A 13,063-nucleotide genomic window follows, 5' to 3' on the forward strand; every position below is an offset into this window, starting at 1 on the left:
CTAACCGCCAAGCGGCCGCAAAAGGGAACGGGAAATAATGTGGCGCTGGATTTCGCTGGTCCCTTCCCAGATCCGCTCCACCCGCGCATCGCGCCAAATCCGCTCAAGCGGCAGGTCGCTCATCAACCCCATGCCGCCATGGATCTGGATCGCCTCGTCGGCGATGAAGGCCAGGGCTTCGGTCGCGGCCAGTTTCGCCATCGCCGCATCCATGTCTTCCATGGCGCCCTGTTCGTGTTTCCAGGCGGCTTCCATCACCAACAGTTCAGCCGCGTGCAGGCGCATTTTCATATCGGCCAGTTTGAAACTGACACCCTGGAACTTGCTGATCTGCTGCCCGAATTGTTTGCGCTCGACCGCCCAGTCCAGCGACTGTTCCAGCGCCCGGTGGCAGCGGCCGAGCGACAAGGCCGCGACCTGCAGACGGGTCGCGCCCAGCCAATCGTTCGCGACGTCGAAACCTTGATCGACAACGCCCAGAACCTGGGAGGACGGCACGCGGCAATCGTCGAATTCAAGGATGAAATTGTGATAACCGCGATGGGAAACGTTCTTATAGCCCTGGCGCACGGTGAAGCCGGGCCAGCCCTTGTCGACAAGGAAGGAGGTGATCTTCTTGCGCGGTCCGCGCGGGGTCTCTTCCTCCCCGGTCGCCGCGAACAGAATGACGAAATCGGCCCAATCCGCATGGCTGATGAAATGCTTCACGCCATTGATGACGAAATCGTCCCCATCCCGTTCCGCCTTGCAAGACATGGAGCGCACGTCCGATCCGGCGCCGGGTTCGGTCATCGCCAGGCAATCGACCTTTTCGCCCCGGATACAGGGGAACAAATACTTCTCCCGCTGCTCGCCCTCGCAGGCCTGCAGAATGTTCGACGGCCGCGCGACCGTGTAATTCAGCGCCATATTGGCCCGGCCCAATTCCCGGTCCAGCAAACACATGGAAACGGTATCCAGGCCGCCGCCGCCCAGTTCCTCCGGCATATTCGCCGCGTAAAGGCCCAGTTCAATGGACTTTTCGCGGATTTGCGCCGCCAGCTCCGGCCGCAGCGTATCGCTTTCCTCGACCTCTGCTTCGTAGGGATACAGTTCTTCCTCCACGAAACGGCGGGCCGTCTCGACGATCATGCGATGTTCTTCGCTCAGACTGAAATCCATGACTTCCGCCCCTTGTTCTTGTTCGGTTATTCCGCCGCCATGCGGTCGCGGTTTTCCTTCAATACGCGTCCTGCGCCCTCATTGAAGGTCTCCAGGGCCTGCATGATGGCGATCAGGCAATCGTCGCGCAGGCGCTCCATCTCCGAGATCGTGGTGCCGGCCAGTTGGTCCTCTGTGCCGGTAACCATCTTGTCGATCAGATCTTCGGTCAGTTCCGGGGCCTTCAGCTTGGTCCAGGGCAATTCCAGCGCCGGGCCGAACTGGCGCAGCATATGGCGCATCCCCTCGTCCCCGCCGGCCAGCGCGAAGGTCTTGTTGACGCCCATGAAGGCCCAGCGCAGGCCGGGGCCATAGACGATGGCGTCGTCCAATTCCTCGGTCGTCGCGATGCCTTCGTTGACGATATGCAGGTTTTCCCGCCACAGCGCTTCCTGCAAACGATCGGACAGAAAGCCTTCGACCTCATTGCGGACATGCAGCGGATACATGCCGATCTTGGTATAGAAGGACCGCGCGGCTTCGATGGTTTCCGGCGCGGTCTTCTTGCCGCCGACCAGTTCCACCAGCGGCAGCAGATAGACCGGGTTGAACGGGTGGCCGACCAGGACGCGTTCCGGATGGGCGCAATCGGCCTGGAAATCGCTCGGCAACAAGCCGGATGTGGACGATCCGATGAGCACATCCGCTGGGGCGGCGGCATCGATTTCCGCATGTAGCTTGGTTTTCAGGTCCAGCCGTTCGGGGGCGGATTCCTGGATGAAATCCGCCTTGGACGCGACCTCGGCCACGCTGGCGGCGAAACTCAGCCGGGACAGATCCGCGCCGGGCGCAAGGCCCAGCTTGGTCAGCGCCGGCCAGGCGTTTTCGACTTTCGCCCGCAGGATCGCTTCCGCGCCGGGGCCCGGGTCGAAGGCAATGACGGACAGCCCGTTGGCCAGACAGCGCGCGGCCCAGCCGGCGCCGATCACACCGCCGCCGATCAGCCCCACCGTTTCGATGTTACGCATCGTTCTATTCCTTGAAATAGGACGCGTTTACAGCGCCCTGTAGAGTCATGTTAAACTTGCTTGGTAAGACCGAACTTGGCCCGCGCCTGCTCCGGCGTCAGGACGCGTGCGCCCATCGCCTCGACGATCGTCCGGGCACGCTCCACCAGTTGGGCATTGGTCGCGAAGACCCCTTTGTCCAGGTAGATATTGTCTTCCAGACCGACACGAACATTGCCGCCCAGCAGGATCGCCTGGGCCACCATCGGCATCTGCATTCGGCTAATGCCGAAGCCCGACCACATCGCATCTTCCGGCAATTCGTCGCGCATCGCCTTCATCATGTTGGGCGATGCCTGCGCCCCGAAGGGAATGCCCAGACACAGCTGGAACAGCGGCGGGCTTTTGATCAGGCCCTGGTCGATCAGGTGACGCGCCATGGCGACGTGGCCGGCGTCGAAAACCTCGATTTCCGGCTTCACGCCATAGGATTCCATGGCTTCGGCCAATTGGGCCAGCATCACCGGCGTGTTGGTCATGACGTAATTGCCGTAACCGAAATTCATGCTGCCGCAATCCAGCGTGCAGATTTCCGGCCGCAATTGGTCGACATAGGAAACCCGCTCCTGCCAGGGCGCCATGTCTGTCGCGGCCTTGTCGTAGTTCATCGGATCATCCGGCGGGCCCAGCGTCAGGTCCCCGCCCATCCCGGCGGTCAGGTTGATCACCACATCCGTGTTGGATTCGCGCACCAGTTCGACCGTCTGCCGAAACAGGTCGGGATCGCGGCTCGGCGCGCCGGTTTCGGGATCGCGGACATGCAGGTGAACCACTGCGGCGCCGGCCTTGGCGGCCTCGATCGCGCTCTCGGCGATCTGTTTCGGGGTGACCGGAATGGCCGGATGCTTGCCGACCGAATCGCCGGAACCGGTAACGGCACAAGTGATGACAACGTCGTAGTTCATAACGCCTCCCGCCCAAATTCGATTTGGATCGTTCATAGTGAAATCAGTCCCGCGACTCTAATCACGCGCCTTGCTCAAGATTGAACAAAAACGCATTATCCTTGTTGAAAAGCGCCAACTCGGTAAACGGGGCGAAATCCGATGCAAGCCTTCCTGGTCCGTCAAGAACCGGTGCGTCTGGGGCATCTGCTGCTTCCCCGGTTCTCCCAACTCGCGTTGAGTTCCAGCCTGGAGCCCTTCCGGCTGGCGAATACCCAACTGCAACGCCCGGCCTATAAATGGATGACGCTGTCGGTCGACGGCGGGCCGGTGGAGGCCAGTAACGGGATCTCCAACAATGTCACCGCCTCGATCGCCGATACCGCCATTCTGGATATGCTTTTCGTCCATGCCAGCTACGCGCCGGAACGCGGCATGTCGCCCGCCGTGCTCTCCTATCTGCGGCGGCAGGCCCGGTTCGGGGCAATCCTGGTGGGGATCGAAACCGGCGGCTTGGTGCTTGCCCGCGCCGGGGTGCTCGACGGCTACCAGGCGACCAGCCATTGGGAAGTCCTCGACAGCATGGCAGAAACCTTTCCCAACGTGTTGGTGAAAAAGGATGTTTTCGTATTCGACCGGGACCGGATCACGGTCGCCGGCGGGGCCGCGGCGATGGATATGGCGATGACCTTGATCGCCGCCAAACACGGCCCGGCCCTGGCGACCTTCATGGCGGAGGAATTCGTCCTGCCCGGCATCCGGCCGGCCGACGCGCCGCAGCGTTTCGCCGCGACCCATGGCGCCGGCAGCCCCAACCTGACCGCCGCCATCGCGATGATGGAACAGAACCTGGAAGCCCCCTTGCCGATCGGCGCCCTGGCCCGCCGGGTCGGGATTTCGGTGCGTGAACTTGAACGGCTGTTCCGGCGCTGGCTGGAAACCACGCCGGCGGCCTATTACCGGGATTTGCGCCTGCGCCGCGCCCGCGCCCTGCTGCAACAGACGGAACAGCCGATCACCGAAATCGCGCTCGGCAACGGATTCGCCGACGCGGCCCATTTCAGCCGCGCCTTCAAAGCGCTTTTCGGCCATCCGCCGTCACACGAACGTCGAATCCGCACGCTCTAGATCGACGCCTAAAACGGATGCGGTGCGATCGTTGTTCCGGATCGGGATAAGCACTACGATACCTTTCCCGCGGCTCGAAAGGGCCGGAAAATGCGATACGGAATAGAGGCGAATATGGCGGAAAAGAGTATCATGAATCTCCTCCCCGGGCCGGTGAACGCGGTGATCGGCGCATGTCTTTTCGGCGGCGGATCGATCCTGATCGCCAGCATGATTTCAGCCCTGGTCTCGCCCGAACCCTCACAAGACATCGCGGCGGGCGGAAAAGCCCCGCAAACCGAAGCAGCCGCGCCATTAGAAGGTACCGCCAAGGAAGCCGTCGCGCCGGAACCCCCGACCGCTGAAACGGCCGCCCCCGCACCAAGCGCCACGCCGGTCGAGGCAGGGAAATACATGATCGCCGCCGCCCATCCCGCAGCCGCCCAGGCCGGCGCGCAGATACTGGAAAACGGCGGCAGCGCGGTAGATGCGGCGATTGCCGCGCAAATGGTGCTGAATGTTGTCGAACCGCAATCGTCGGGCATCGGCGGCGGGGCCTTCATGCTGCATTGGGACGAGTATAAACGCCGTCTCGACAGCTATGACGGCCGCGAAACGGCGCCCGCCAAAATGAAGCCGGATGCCTTCCTAACCGCGGGCGGCGAGCCCAAACGCTTCATGGATGCCGTGATCGGCGGTGCGTCGGTCGGCGTGCCCGGCCTGCTGAAAATGCTGCATATGGCGCATCAGCGGCACGGAAAGCTGCCCTGGGCTGACCTGTTCCAGCCTGCCATCCAATTGGCGGAAAACGGTTTTCCCGTCAGTGAGCGGCTCTACAGCCTGCTTGTGCGGACCGAAGGCCTGCGCGGCAATCCGGTCACGAACGATTATTTCTACACTTTCACCGGCGCCCCGAAGGCGATCGGCACGATCCTGAAGAATCCGGATCTGGCGGAAACCTTCCGCCTGATCGCGGAGGAAGGGCCGGATGCTTTCTATGACGGGCCGATCGGCCAGGATATCGTCGACGCGGTTCGCAACGCGCATCGGAACCCCGGCGTCATGACCGCAACCGACCTGGCCGGCTACGAGGCCAAGCGCCGCGCGAATCTGTGCGGCCGGTACCGCGAGCGGCTGGTCTGCGGCATGGGCCCGCCCTCCTCCGGCGGTTTCACGGTGCTCCAAGCACTCGCCGTGCTGGACGAGTTTCCCTTGGACGAATACCGGCCGGGCGCCCCCGGCACGATTGCCCTTGTCGGGGAAGCCTCGGCACTGGCCTTCGCGGATCGGAACCATTACCTGGCCGATGAGGACTTCGTGGACGTCCCCATCAACGCCTTGTTGGAAAACGCCTATATCCGCGCCCGGGCGGGCTTGGTGGACCGTGCGATGGGTGAGAAATCCAAGAAGCAGCCCGGCCATCCGCGCGGCAAACAGGCGGCCGCCGATACCTCGCTGGAATTGCCCTCGACCACGCATATCTCGATCATCGATGCGGACGGCAACGCGGTTTCCATGACCAGCAGCATCGAATCCGGCTTCGGATCACGGGTGATGGTGCGCGGCTTCCTGCTGAACAATCAGCTGACCGACTTTTCCTTCCTGGCGGAACGGGACGGCAAACCCATCGCCAACCGGGTCGAGCCCGGCAAACGCCCGCGCAGCTCCATGGCCCCAACCCTGGTCTTCGACGAGGACCGCGAATTGGAAATGGTCCTGGGCTCCCCCGGCGGCAGCCGCATCATCGGCTATGTCCTGCAATCGATCCTGAACACGGTGGACTGGGAAATGGACCCGCAAGCTGCCGTCTCGCAGCAACACTATTTGAGCCGTAACAGCGGCGTCGAGGTCGAAGACGGCATGGCCGCCGGCACGGTGGAGCAGTTGGAAAATCTAGGCTTCACCGTCAAGCAACGGAGCATGACCAGCGGGCTGCACATGATCGTCAAACAGGACGACAAACTGCTGGGCGGCGCGGATCCGCGGCGCGAGGGCACGGCCATCGGGGAAAGTCAGGTCCTGCCGAACCTGGAAAAGGCTTTCGATTTCATTCAGGCAGGAGCGGACTGAGCCGACTTACGCTCGCCCGGCCAAATTTCTTTTCCGCGCGTGTCACAGGACCGCGCCCCGCATCGTCATACCCCCGAAACAGTCGACATCGTAGAGACATCATCGATAGGAGAAGCAGGATGAAAGCACGCCTGGACTATTTCAAAGCCTCGCCCAAAGTCATGAAAGCCATGGTCGGTCTGGAACAGACCGTGCGCGATAGCGGGCTGGAATACAGCCTGATCGAGCTGGTGAAGACGCGCGCCTCGCAGATCAACGGATGTGCCTATTGCATCTATATGCACACAACCGACGCCCGGAAGGCCGGCGAGACGGAGGAGCGCCTGTACCTGCTGTCCGCATGGCGGGAATCCTCGCTTTATACAGACCGCGAGCGCGCCGCCCTGGCCTGGACCGAATCCCTCACCCTGGTTGCCGAGACCGGAGCGCCGGACGATGTCTATGAGGGCCTGGATCCGCATTTCACCGATGAGGAGAAAGTGAACCTGACGATGCTGATCGGCGCGATCAATGTCTGGAATCGGATCTCGGTCGGTTTCCGCGGCCAGCATCCGGCTGCGGCAAATGCAGCCTGATATCGTCACCCCGAACCGGGAGGCCGCGTTCGCTACCGAGCGCGGCCGGCTGATCGGTCTGGCCTATCGCATGCTGGGCACCCGCGCGGATGCCGAGGACGTGGTGCAGGACGCCTGGCTGCGTTGGCGGAAGGTCCCGGTCATGGATGTGGAGAACCCGGCCGGCTATCTGTCGACCATTGTCACAAGGCTGTGCCTGGACCGGTTGAAACAGGCCCGGCGCCGGCGCGAGTTATATGTCGGCCCTTGGCTGCCGGAACCGGTCCTGACCGATCCGAGCTATGCGCCCCCCTCGATGGAAACCTTGGACCGCGACGTTTCCTTCGCGCTGATGACCGCGTTGGAGCGGCTGTCCCCACTGGAACGCGCCGCCTTCATTCTGCACGACATCTTCGAAACGCCTTTCCCTGAAATCGCCGTTCTGCTGGACCGAAGCGAAGCGGCTTGCCGGCAGCTCGCCAGCCGGGCGCGCGGCAATATCGCCAACAACCGCGCCCGGTTCGAAGCGGAAGCAGGCTCAGCGGATAAATTGGCGGATGCATTCTTCGCCGCGGCGCGTGACGGTGACACGGATCTGTTGAAACGCGTGCTTGCCCATGACGCGCAATTGCATACCGATGGCGGCGGCCGCAAGGCAGCGGCCCTGAACGTCATCAAAAGCGCTGACAAGATCACCAGGTTCTTCGCCGGCCTTGCCCGCAAACCCGCCATCGGCCCGCCGATCCTGACACGACGCGCTTTGGTCAACGATCTTCCCGCCCTGCTAACGCTGGAGCATGACGGGACGCGGCAAGCCGCGATGGTCGAGATCGTCGACGGCCAAATCAGAACCGTCTATATGATCCGCAACCCGGAGAAGCTGGAGCGCCTTTGGGCCGATACCAATCTGGGCGACGTTGAATTTTCGTGAGGACTAACCGCTTTTCAGCAACAGTTTGCGCCGCACCCGGACCGTCAGAATGACCGATGACATCCCCATGCCGAACGCCATGCCGAGCCAAATTCCCTGAACGCCCAGACCCGCGGGGAAAGCCAGAAGCCCCGCCGCCGGAACTCCCAGCAGGGCAAAGCACAGGATGGAGGTGACGGCGGGCGCGCGCGGGTCGTCCAACCCTTGCAGCACACCGGTCAGAACGATGCGGCCGCTATCGACGACAAGCAGCAAGGATCCGAAAAGCATCAGCGGGGCCGCGAGCGCGATCGTTTCGTCGGCCAACGGCACATCCGCCCCAATGAAGAGTGGAACCAGTCCATTGCGGCCAAGCCCGATGGCCACGGCGAAAAGGATCATCCCGCCGCCCCCGATGGCAACCGCATTGCGGATCGCCCTGCCCCGCGCCGCGCCGTGATCCCGCCCATCATTGAAGGCGACACTGATCGCCGCCGCCTCACTGAACCCCAGGGCAAGGGCGATGCCGATCTCGGACAACTGCAGCACGATCGAATGCGCCGCCAGGGGAACGGGGCCCAGATAGCCGACAAGTATGGCCACGACCGCGAAAAAGGCCATGGTGGCCGCCTCCAAGACTGCGAAAGGAACGGCATAGCGCAACACCGGCTTGATCTGCCGCCATACCGCCAGATGTACCCGCCAAGCGCGCCACAGGCCATCGAAAACGGATATCCGCCAAAGCCAAAGCCCCAAGGCCAAAGCAGTGAGCAAACCGGTCAAGGCGGTGCTAATCCCCGCCCCCGGCAGTCCAAACGCGGGTATTCCGACCGCGCCGAAGATGAACACATAATTGCCCACGAAATTCACCGCCACAGCGGAAACCGACATGGCCAGGACGGCCCGTCCATGACCGTGTGCCGACGCGATGGACCACAACCAGCCATGCACAAAGGTGAACGGCAGCGCGAGCGCCAGCCAATGCGCATAGGACCCGGCCAGTTCGGAAAGCAGAGCATCCTGCCCCACAGCCAGCAGAACCGGTTCCATCGCGGCGATGAAGGCGATGCAAGGCAACATGGCCAACCCCAGCGAAAACGCCGACGCGGCCAAGGCATTCGCGGCCGATGCCGTATCGCCCGCCCCCAGATACCGGGACAGCAGCGGGCCGACGCCGATGGCAAATCCGATCCCCGCAAAGGAGAGCATCAGATAGATCGAACTGGCGAGCGTCGCCGCCGCCAATTCCGGCGCACCGAGCCGCCCGATCATCGCGACGTCGGTCACGCCAATGGCGATATGCGCCAGATTGGCCAAGCCCAGGGACATGCCCAGGCGGAACAGGTCCGGCGTCCTTGTGGCTGTGTTGTCGACCGTCTCGACAAGATCAGACATGCCCGGCCATTCCGGAAATCGGCATCAAAACATCCCCCTACGGCGTCCGTCGCCGTCCCTTTTGTCTGTCGCTTCCCTAAGATGAGCCCGTGAACTGTTGTCCTATGTCAGTACAGCAGCCGAAGGCACCGGGGCAACCGGGCGACCCGATTCCGGTATACCCAAATTACCGGAAAAGCCGGTTCAGCTTCCGATCTTCAGCGGCTGCACGAGGGCCTTCAAGGCCGCGATGGTGCTGAGCGGGGTGAGTTTGCCGGTGGCCGGGTTCTCTTCCGTGGGGACGCCCGCTATGGACATCTCAAACGACACCTCCGCGGCATCCACCTCGATCACATGGGTGTTTCGGGTCACCCCCGGATCGGCCCAGATTTCATATTGCGTCTCATCCGGTCCGGCGCCCGCCAACGATAGCGCGACCGCCACATTCACATTCGCTGGGAATTTCTGGGCCGCGTCGCGGACGGAGCCTTGGTAAAGCCGCAACGGTTCCGACAGGTCGGACAGGTCGATCCCCTGCTCTATCACGAACGGCGCCTTGGCGAGGCCGGCCGGCGGTTTGCGGGTTCGCATGGTGACCGACCGCAGCGTCCCCTCCGCCGCGGCGCGGACCGCGTCCAAGCCCAGCAGCGCGCCGGTCGGCACGATGATCCGCGCGCCGGTTTCCGTTGCGAGATCGACAATGTCCCAATTCACGAGCAATTGGGTCACGCTGAGGGGCATCAAGACCTTTCCCGCCTTCACCGTCGGTTCCGCGACCGCGCGGAACAGGTCGGGCGGCAGACATTCGACGACCACATCGGCCGCCTCCGCCAGGTCACCGGGCGATAAATAACTGGGTTGATGCGTCAGTCCCGCCAATTTGGTCCGCGCCGAGCTTTCGCTGGAGGCAGTGGCCGCAACAAGGTCGAGGCCTTGCCCCAAAGTCCGCGCGTCATCGCTATCCAGCCATTCGGCCACCTTCAGACCGACAGCCCCCAACCCGGCCAAAGCCACCTTCACCTGTGCCATCCTCGTTTCCCCTGTAATCCATTTCGCCGCATGACTGTAATGCTCCGCACCAAAACAAGAAACGGGCGATGCCGTCGCCAGCATCGCCCGTCTCGATCAAATTACAAGGTAAGGAGTGTCGTCGTCCTTACTTGTATTTAGTCGGCAACATCGATCCCACCTGACCGGTGAAATCCTTGCCCTTGATTGCTTCGCCGAATGCCCGGCCCGCCTCGTCGGTGGGGTTGGCAAGCACATCGGCGGCTTCAGGAATAGCGCTCAGCACTTCCTTGGCCTTGGCGATGCGCTTGTTCTGCGCTTCGACATATTTCGCATTGTCTGTCTTGCTGATGGCATCCGTCGCGCTGACCAGCGCCGCCGCCTGACCAACGAGGAAGTAAACCGACTTCTGAGCATCGGTCATTTCCTGGTTGTTCTTCACATCCGGAGGATAGAAGCGGTGACGCACGACGCCTTGGCTGTATTCGACCAGTTCAAAGCCCGGGTTCAACGGATGACCGTTTTCAAGCATCGTCGCAGCGGTATCGCCCGGCAGGTTCGGATTGGCCAAACCATGGCAGGACATGCAGTTCGACGCGATGTCATAAATCATCGACGAATGGATCATACCCTTGGCGATGCCGTCTTGAATCGAGTTCGGGTTCTTCTTGTCGTTATGGATATCGATCCATTCCTTGGCGGCGCCGTGACAGCTTTCGCAGGACGGGCCCGCTTCGGCTTTGCCATCGATCACCGTGTAGTGGCACATGACGCAGGTATCGGACTTCTTCATCCGACGGTCGCCGACGGCCTTAACGATATCTTTCGCCTTCTTGTCCCGGTGGATTTCCTTGAAGGACGAGAAGTGCGGCGTGCCTTCCCAGACACCATGTTCAGCGGTGTGACACTTCTTACAAGCGTCCGGACCGACATTGTCAGCTGCTGCTGCACCGGCGGTTCCGAATACGGCGGTAAGGAGAGCCGCCGCAAACGCCGCCCGGAAAATTCTTTGGATCATCATTTGTCCCCGACTGTTGTTGCCTGGGCCCAGTTGGGCATCCACTGTTCGCCCCGCCGACCATCGGTAGAGCTGGATCACATCACGGAACCACTATAGTGCTCGTGTGTGACCGTGTTCTTTCGGTTGCCGTAGCCGCGCGGGGAAAAAGTGACCCGTCGCGCGTCCCCTGACACCGTTATGCTCCAGACTAACGTTTGCCGGAATCCGATGCAAGGAACGACCACGCAATCCTATGTACCTCAGTTCACAAAAAACTGAACTAAAAAAAATACGGCCCCCGCTTTAAACGGAGGCCGTAATTTTATTACCCATTTCAACCGGTTACCGGGACATCCCAGTATTCGGCCTTAAGTTTGAGCTTAGAACTTGCGGCGCAGTTCAAGACGGGCGCCACGAATATCTTCGTTGTCCGTCCGCCAACCGTAAATTCCGTCCGCCCGAACAATCCAGGCCGGAGAAATCGGAAGTTGGTAGCGGAAACCGATGGCATATTCGTCATCCGGCACCGCGCGGTTCGCGCTGAACCCGCCGAGCCGCTGCGACGTCGCCGCTTCCACAACGATCTGCTGGTGCAAGTCGAATAGATACTGAATACCGATCGCGCCGCCATATGCGTCCTGGGCACTGTCGTTCAGTTTCGGGAAGTTCGTGATGCCCGGGTTCTCGAAAGTGATACCCGTATTCTTCAGAAGGCCTGTATTGTCCGTCAGCGGTTGCGGACGGTCGAAACCAATGAAGAAGTTGGCATAAGGAATCAGTGTCGAGGGAAGATGCGTAATCAACGAATTTTCCACCAACAAGACGAAACCGTCTGCCGTCTGATCCGCACCGTTGTCTCGATCCTGACCGAAGGTCCAGATCGCACGGGCGCTGTTGGAAAGCCATCTGTTGTAGCGTTTTGAGAACGCGACCGTCAGACTGTTGAAGGACTGATCGTCGAACCCGTCATGCCCTTCCAGGCGGCCGTATCCGAATTCCCAGTAACCTTCCATGGCTTCCACAAAACCGGCGACGCCATAAACGTCGAGGTTATGTTTCGCGCGCTTGCCGTTGCCGTCGAGGATCGCGGGATTTTCAACATTATCCCAGCCACCGAAGAAGGTGAAATCCATGTTGGATATGGTCAAGGCAGGGCTGTTTTTCGCCGGTATGGTGAACGCCGCCCCGGTGAAGATTTCATCCACCCAGACACCATTCTGGAAAATCATCGGCATCAAGCCGAAAGCGACCGGCAGATCGAAGCCTGCGTCCTTGCCCATCAGACCTGACGCGATCTGACCAATATCACCTTCGAAGAACAGAGCCTCGATATTGCCGTTGATCTGTTCCTCACCGCCGTCTTCGTCATCACCGAAGAATTCGTACCGGGTTGCGTTTCCGTCCCGATCAAACGGTTCAACAAGGGCGTGGATACGCTCGGTCCCCGTGAGCTTGAGGTCGATGTCCAGGTTGGCGTCGATCGCGATCTGGCCGCGTTCGTCGTTACCATTGTCGTTATATTCGACGGCGGTTTTAACGTCCCCATAGATGGCCAAGGCCGGGAAAACGAGGTTCCGTTCACCAATAATGTTGATACCGGGTTGGAACGGGCCTTCTGTGTACTGAGGCCGCCCCAATTCAAGCAGCGGACGCGGTGTCGGTGCCGGCCGCTTTGCCCCATAGATCTCAAACTGAGCCTGCGGGTCGTAGGGCTTGTCCTCATAGCTAGGATCGTCCCCAAAATACTCGGGATCGTGCTCCACCTTCGTCGCTTCGGGCGGAATGATCGATTCCGTTTTGACCCCTTCCGCGGCCCCCCATGCATCTACCGACAGCAACGACAGGCTTAGTGCCGTTGCCGCCAGCAGGACCGACATCGCGGCGCCGTGACGCCCGAAAGATGCATCTGAGACCACCTTACTCTCACCAGTTCTTTTCATTGGATTGCC

11 protein-coding genes are annotated in these 13,063 nt (G+C 61.3%); 4 read left to right on the forward strand and 7 right to left on the reverse strand.

Annotated features, from left to right (window positions below):
- Genes EOI86_RS09995 through EOI86_RS10005 form a run of 3 tightly spaced genes read right to left on the reverse strand, consistent with a single transcriptional unit; the run spans position 1 to position 3,112 of the window.
- Positions 1-1,161, reverse strand: a complete 1,161-nt coding sequence (locus tag EOI86_RS09995) for an acyl-CoA dehydrogenase family protein (RefSeq protein WP_127764908.1) — start codon at positions 1,159-1,161, stop codon at positions 1-3.
- A 26-nt stretch (positions 1,162-1,187) separates the two neighbouring features.
- A complete protein-coding gene (locus EOI86_RS10000; RefSeq protein WP_127764909.1) occupies positions 1,188-2,168 on the reverse strand; it encodes an L-carnitine dehydrogenase in 981 nt (326 codons plus the stop codon).
- A gap of 50 nt (positions 2,169-2,218) precedes the next feature.
- A complete protein-coding gene (locus EOI86_RS10005; RefSeq protein WP_127764910.1) occupies positions 2,219-3,112 on the reverse strand; it encodes a beta-keto acid cleavage family enzyme in 894 nt (297 codons plus the stop codon).
- A 141-nt stretch (positions 3,113-3,253) separates the two neighbouring features.
- On the opposite strand from EOI86_RS10005, the gene EOI86_RS10010 reads away from it, so the two are divergent.
- From EOI86_RS10010 to sigJ, 4 genes are all read left to right on the forward strand, one after another.
- Complete coding sequence (locus tag EOI86_RS10010) at positions 3,254-4,219, forward strand: GlxA family transcriptional regulator (protein ID WP_127764911.1); 966 nt, start codon at positions 3,254-3,256, stop codon at positions 4,217-4,219.
- Between the two features lie 132 nt (positions 4,220-4,351).
- Positions 4,352-6,268 (forward strand): gamma-glutamyltransferase, encoded by a 1,917-nt coding sequence (gene ggt / locus EOI86_RS10015; protein WP_240035608.1) that lies wholly within the window; start codon positions 4,352-4,354, stop codon positions 6,266-6,268.
- A gap of 119 nt (positions 6,269-6,387) precedes the next feature.
- Complete coding sequence (locus tag EOI86_RS10020; protein WP_127764912.1) at positions 6,388-6,843, forward strand: carboxymuconolactone decarboxylase family protein; 456 nt, start codon at positions 6,388-6,390, stop codon at positions 6,841-6,843.
- Positions 6,833-7,753, forward strand: a complete 921-nt coding sequence (gene sigJ / locus EOI86_RS10025; protein WP_127764913.1) for an RNA polymerase sigma factor SigJ — start codon at positions 6,833-6,835, stop codon at positions 7,751-7,753. The genes EOI86_RS10020 and sigJ overlap by 11 nt, the downstream gene beginning before the upstream one ends.
- Positions 7,754-7,756: 3 nt before the next feature.
- Here sigJ and EOI86_RS10030 read toward each other — a convergent pair whose 3' ends face one another.
- From EOI86_RS10030 to EOI86_RS10045, 4 genes are all read right to left on the reverse strand, one after another.
- Complete coding sequence (locus tag EOI86_RS10030; RefSeq protein ID WP_127764914.1) at positions 7,757-9,127, reverse strand: MATE family efflux transporter; 1,371 nt, start codon at positions 9,125-9,127, stop codon at positions 7,757-7,759.
- A 183-nt stretch (positions 9,128-9,310) separates the two neighbouring features.
- The gene (locus EOI86_RS10035) at positions 9,311-10,135 is read right to left on the reverse strand and encodes an aspartate dehydrogenase (RefSeq protein ID WP_127764915.1); all 825 of its coding nucleotides are present in this window, start codon (positions 10,133-10,135) and stop codon (positions 9,311-9,313) included.
- Positions 10,136-10,262: 127 nt separating this feature from the next.
- Entirely contained in the window at positions 10,263-11,135 is an 873-nt protein-coding gene (locus EOI86_RS10040; protein WP_127764916.1) for a multiheme c-type cytochrome, read from the reverse strand.
- Between the two features lie 359 nt (positions 11,136-11,494).
- Complete coding sequence (locus EOI86_RS10045) at positions 11,495-13,054, reverse strand: hypothetical protein (protein ID WP_127764917.1); 1,560 nt, start codon at positions 13,052-13,054, stop codon at positions 11,495-11,497.
- Positions 13,055-13,063 lie beyond the last annotated feature (9 nt).

Source organism: Hwanghaeella grinnelliae (genome assembly GCF_004005845.1).
In the GTDB taxonomy this organism is placed as follows: domain Bacteria; phylum Pseudomonadota; class Alphaproteobacteria; order UBA8366; family Aestuariispiraceae; genus Hwanghaeella; species Hwanghaeella grinnelliae.

Bases quoted from the DNA above. Each gene is read 5' to 3' on its own strand.
- EOI86_RS10005 (WP_127764910.1), bottom strand. From the start codon at position 3,112: ATGAACTACGACGTTGTCATCACTTGTGCCGTTACCGGTTCCGGCGAT.
- ggt (WP_240035608.1), top strand. From the start codon at position 4,352: ATGAATCTCCTCCCCGGGCCGGTGAACGCGGTGATCGGCGCATGTCTT.
- EOI86_RS10035 (WP_127764915.1), bottom strand. From the start codon at position 10,135: ATGGCACAGGTGAAGGTGGCTTTGGCCGGGTTGGGGGCTGTCGGTCTG.
- EOI86_RS10030 (WP_127764914.1), bottom strand. From the start codon at position 9,127: ATGTCTGATCTTGTCGAGACGGTCGACAACACAGCCACAAGGACGCCG.
- sigJ (WP_127764913.1), top strand. From the start codon at position 6,833: ATGCAGCCTGATATCGTCACCCCGAACCGGGAGGCCGCGTTCGCTACC.
- EOI86_RS10020 (WP_127764912.1), top strand. From the start codon at position 6,388: ATGAAAGCACGCCTGGACTATTTCAAAGCCTCGCCCAAAGTCATGAAA.
- EOI86_RS10040 (WP_127764916.1), bottom strand. From the start codon at position 11,135: ATGATGATCCAAAGAATTTTCCGGGCGGCGTTTGCGGCGGCTCTCCTT.
- EOI86_RS10045 (WP_127764917.1), bottom strand. From the start codon at position 13,054: ATGAAAAGAACTGGTGAGAGTAAGGTGGTCTCAGATGCATCTTTCGGG.
- EOI86_RS10010 (WP_127764911.1), top strand. From the start codon at position 3,254: ATGCAAGCCTTCCTGGTCCGTCAAGAACCGGTGCGTCTGGGGCATCTG.
- EOI86_RS10000 (WP_127764909.1), bottom strand. From the start codon at position 2,168: ATGCGTAACATCGAAACGGTGGGGCTGATCGGCGGCGGTGTGATCGGC.
- EOI86_RS09995 (WP_127764908.1), bottom strand. From the start codon at position 1,161: ATGGATTTCAGTCTGAGCGAAGAACATCGCATGATCGTCGAGACGGCC.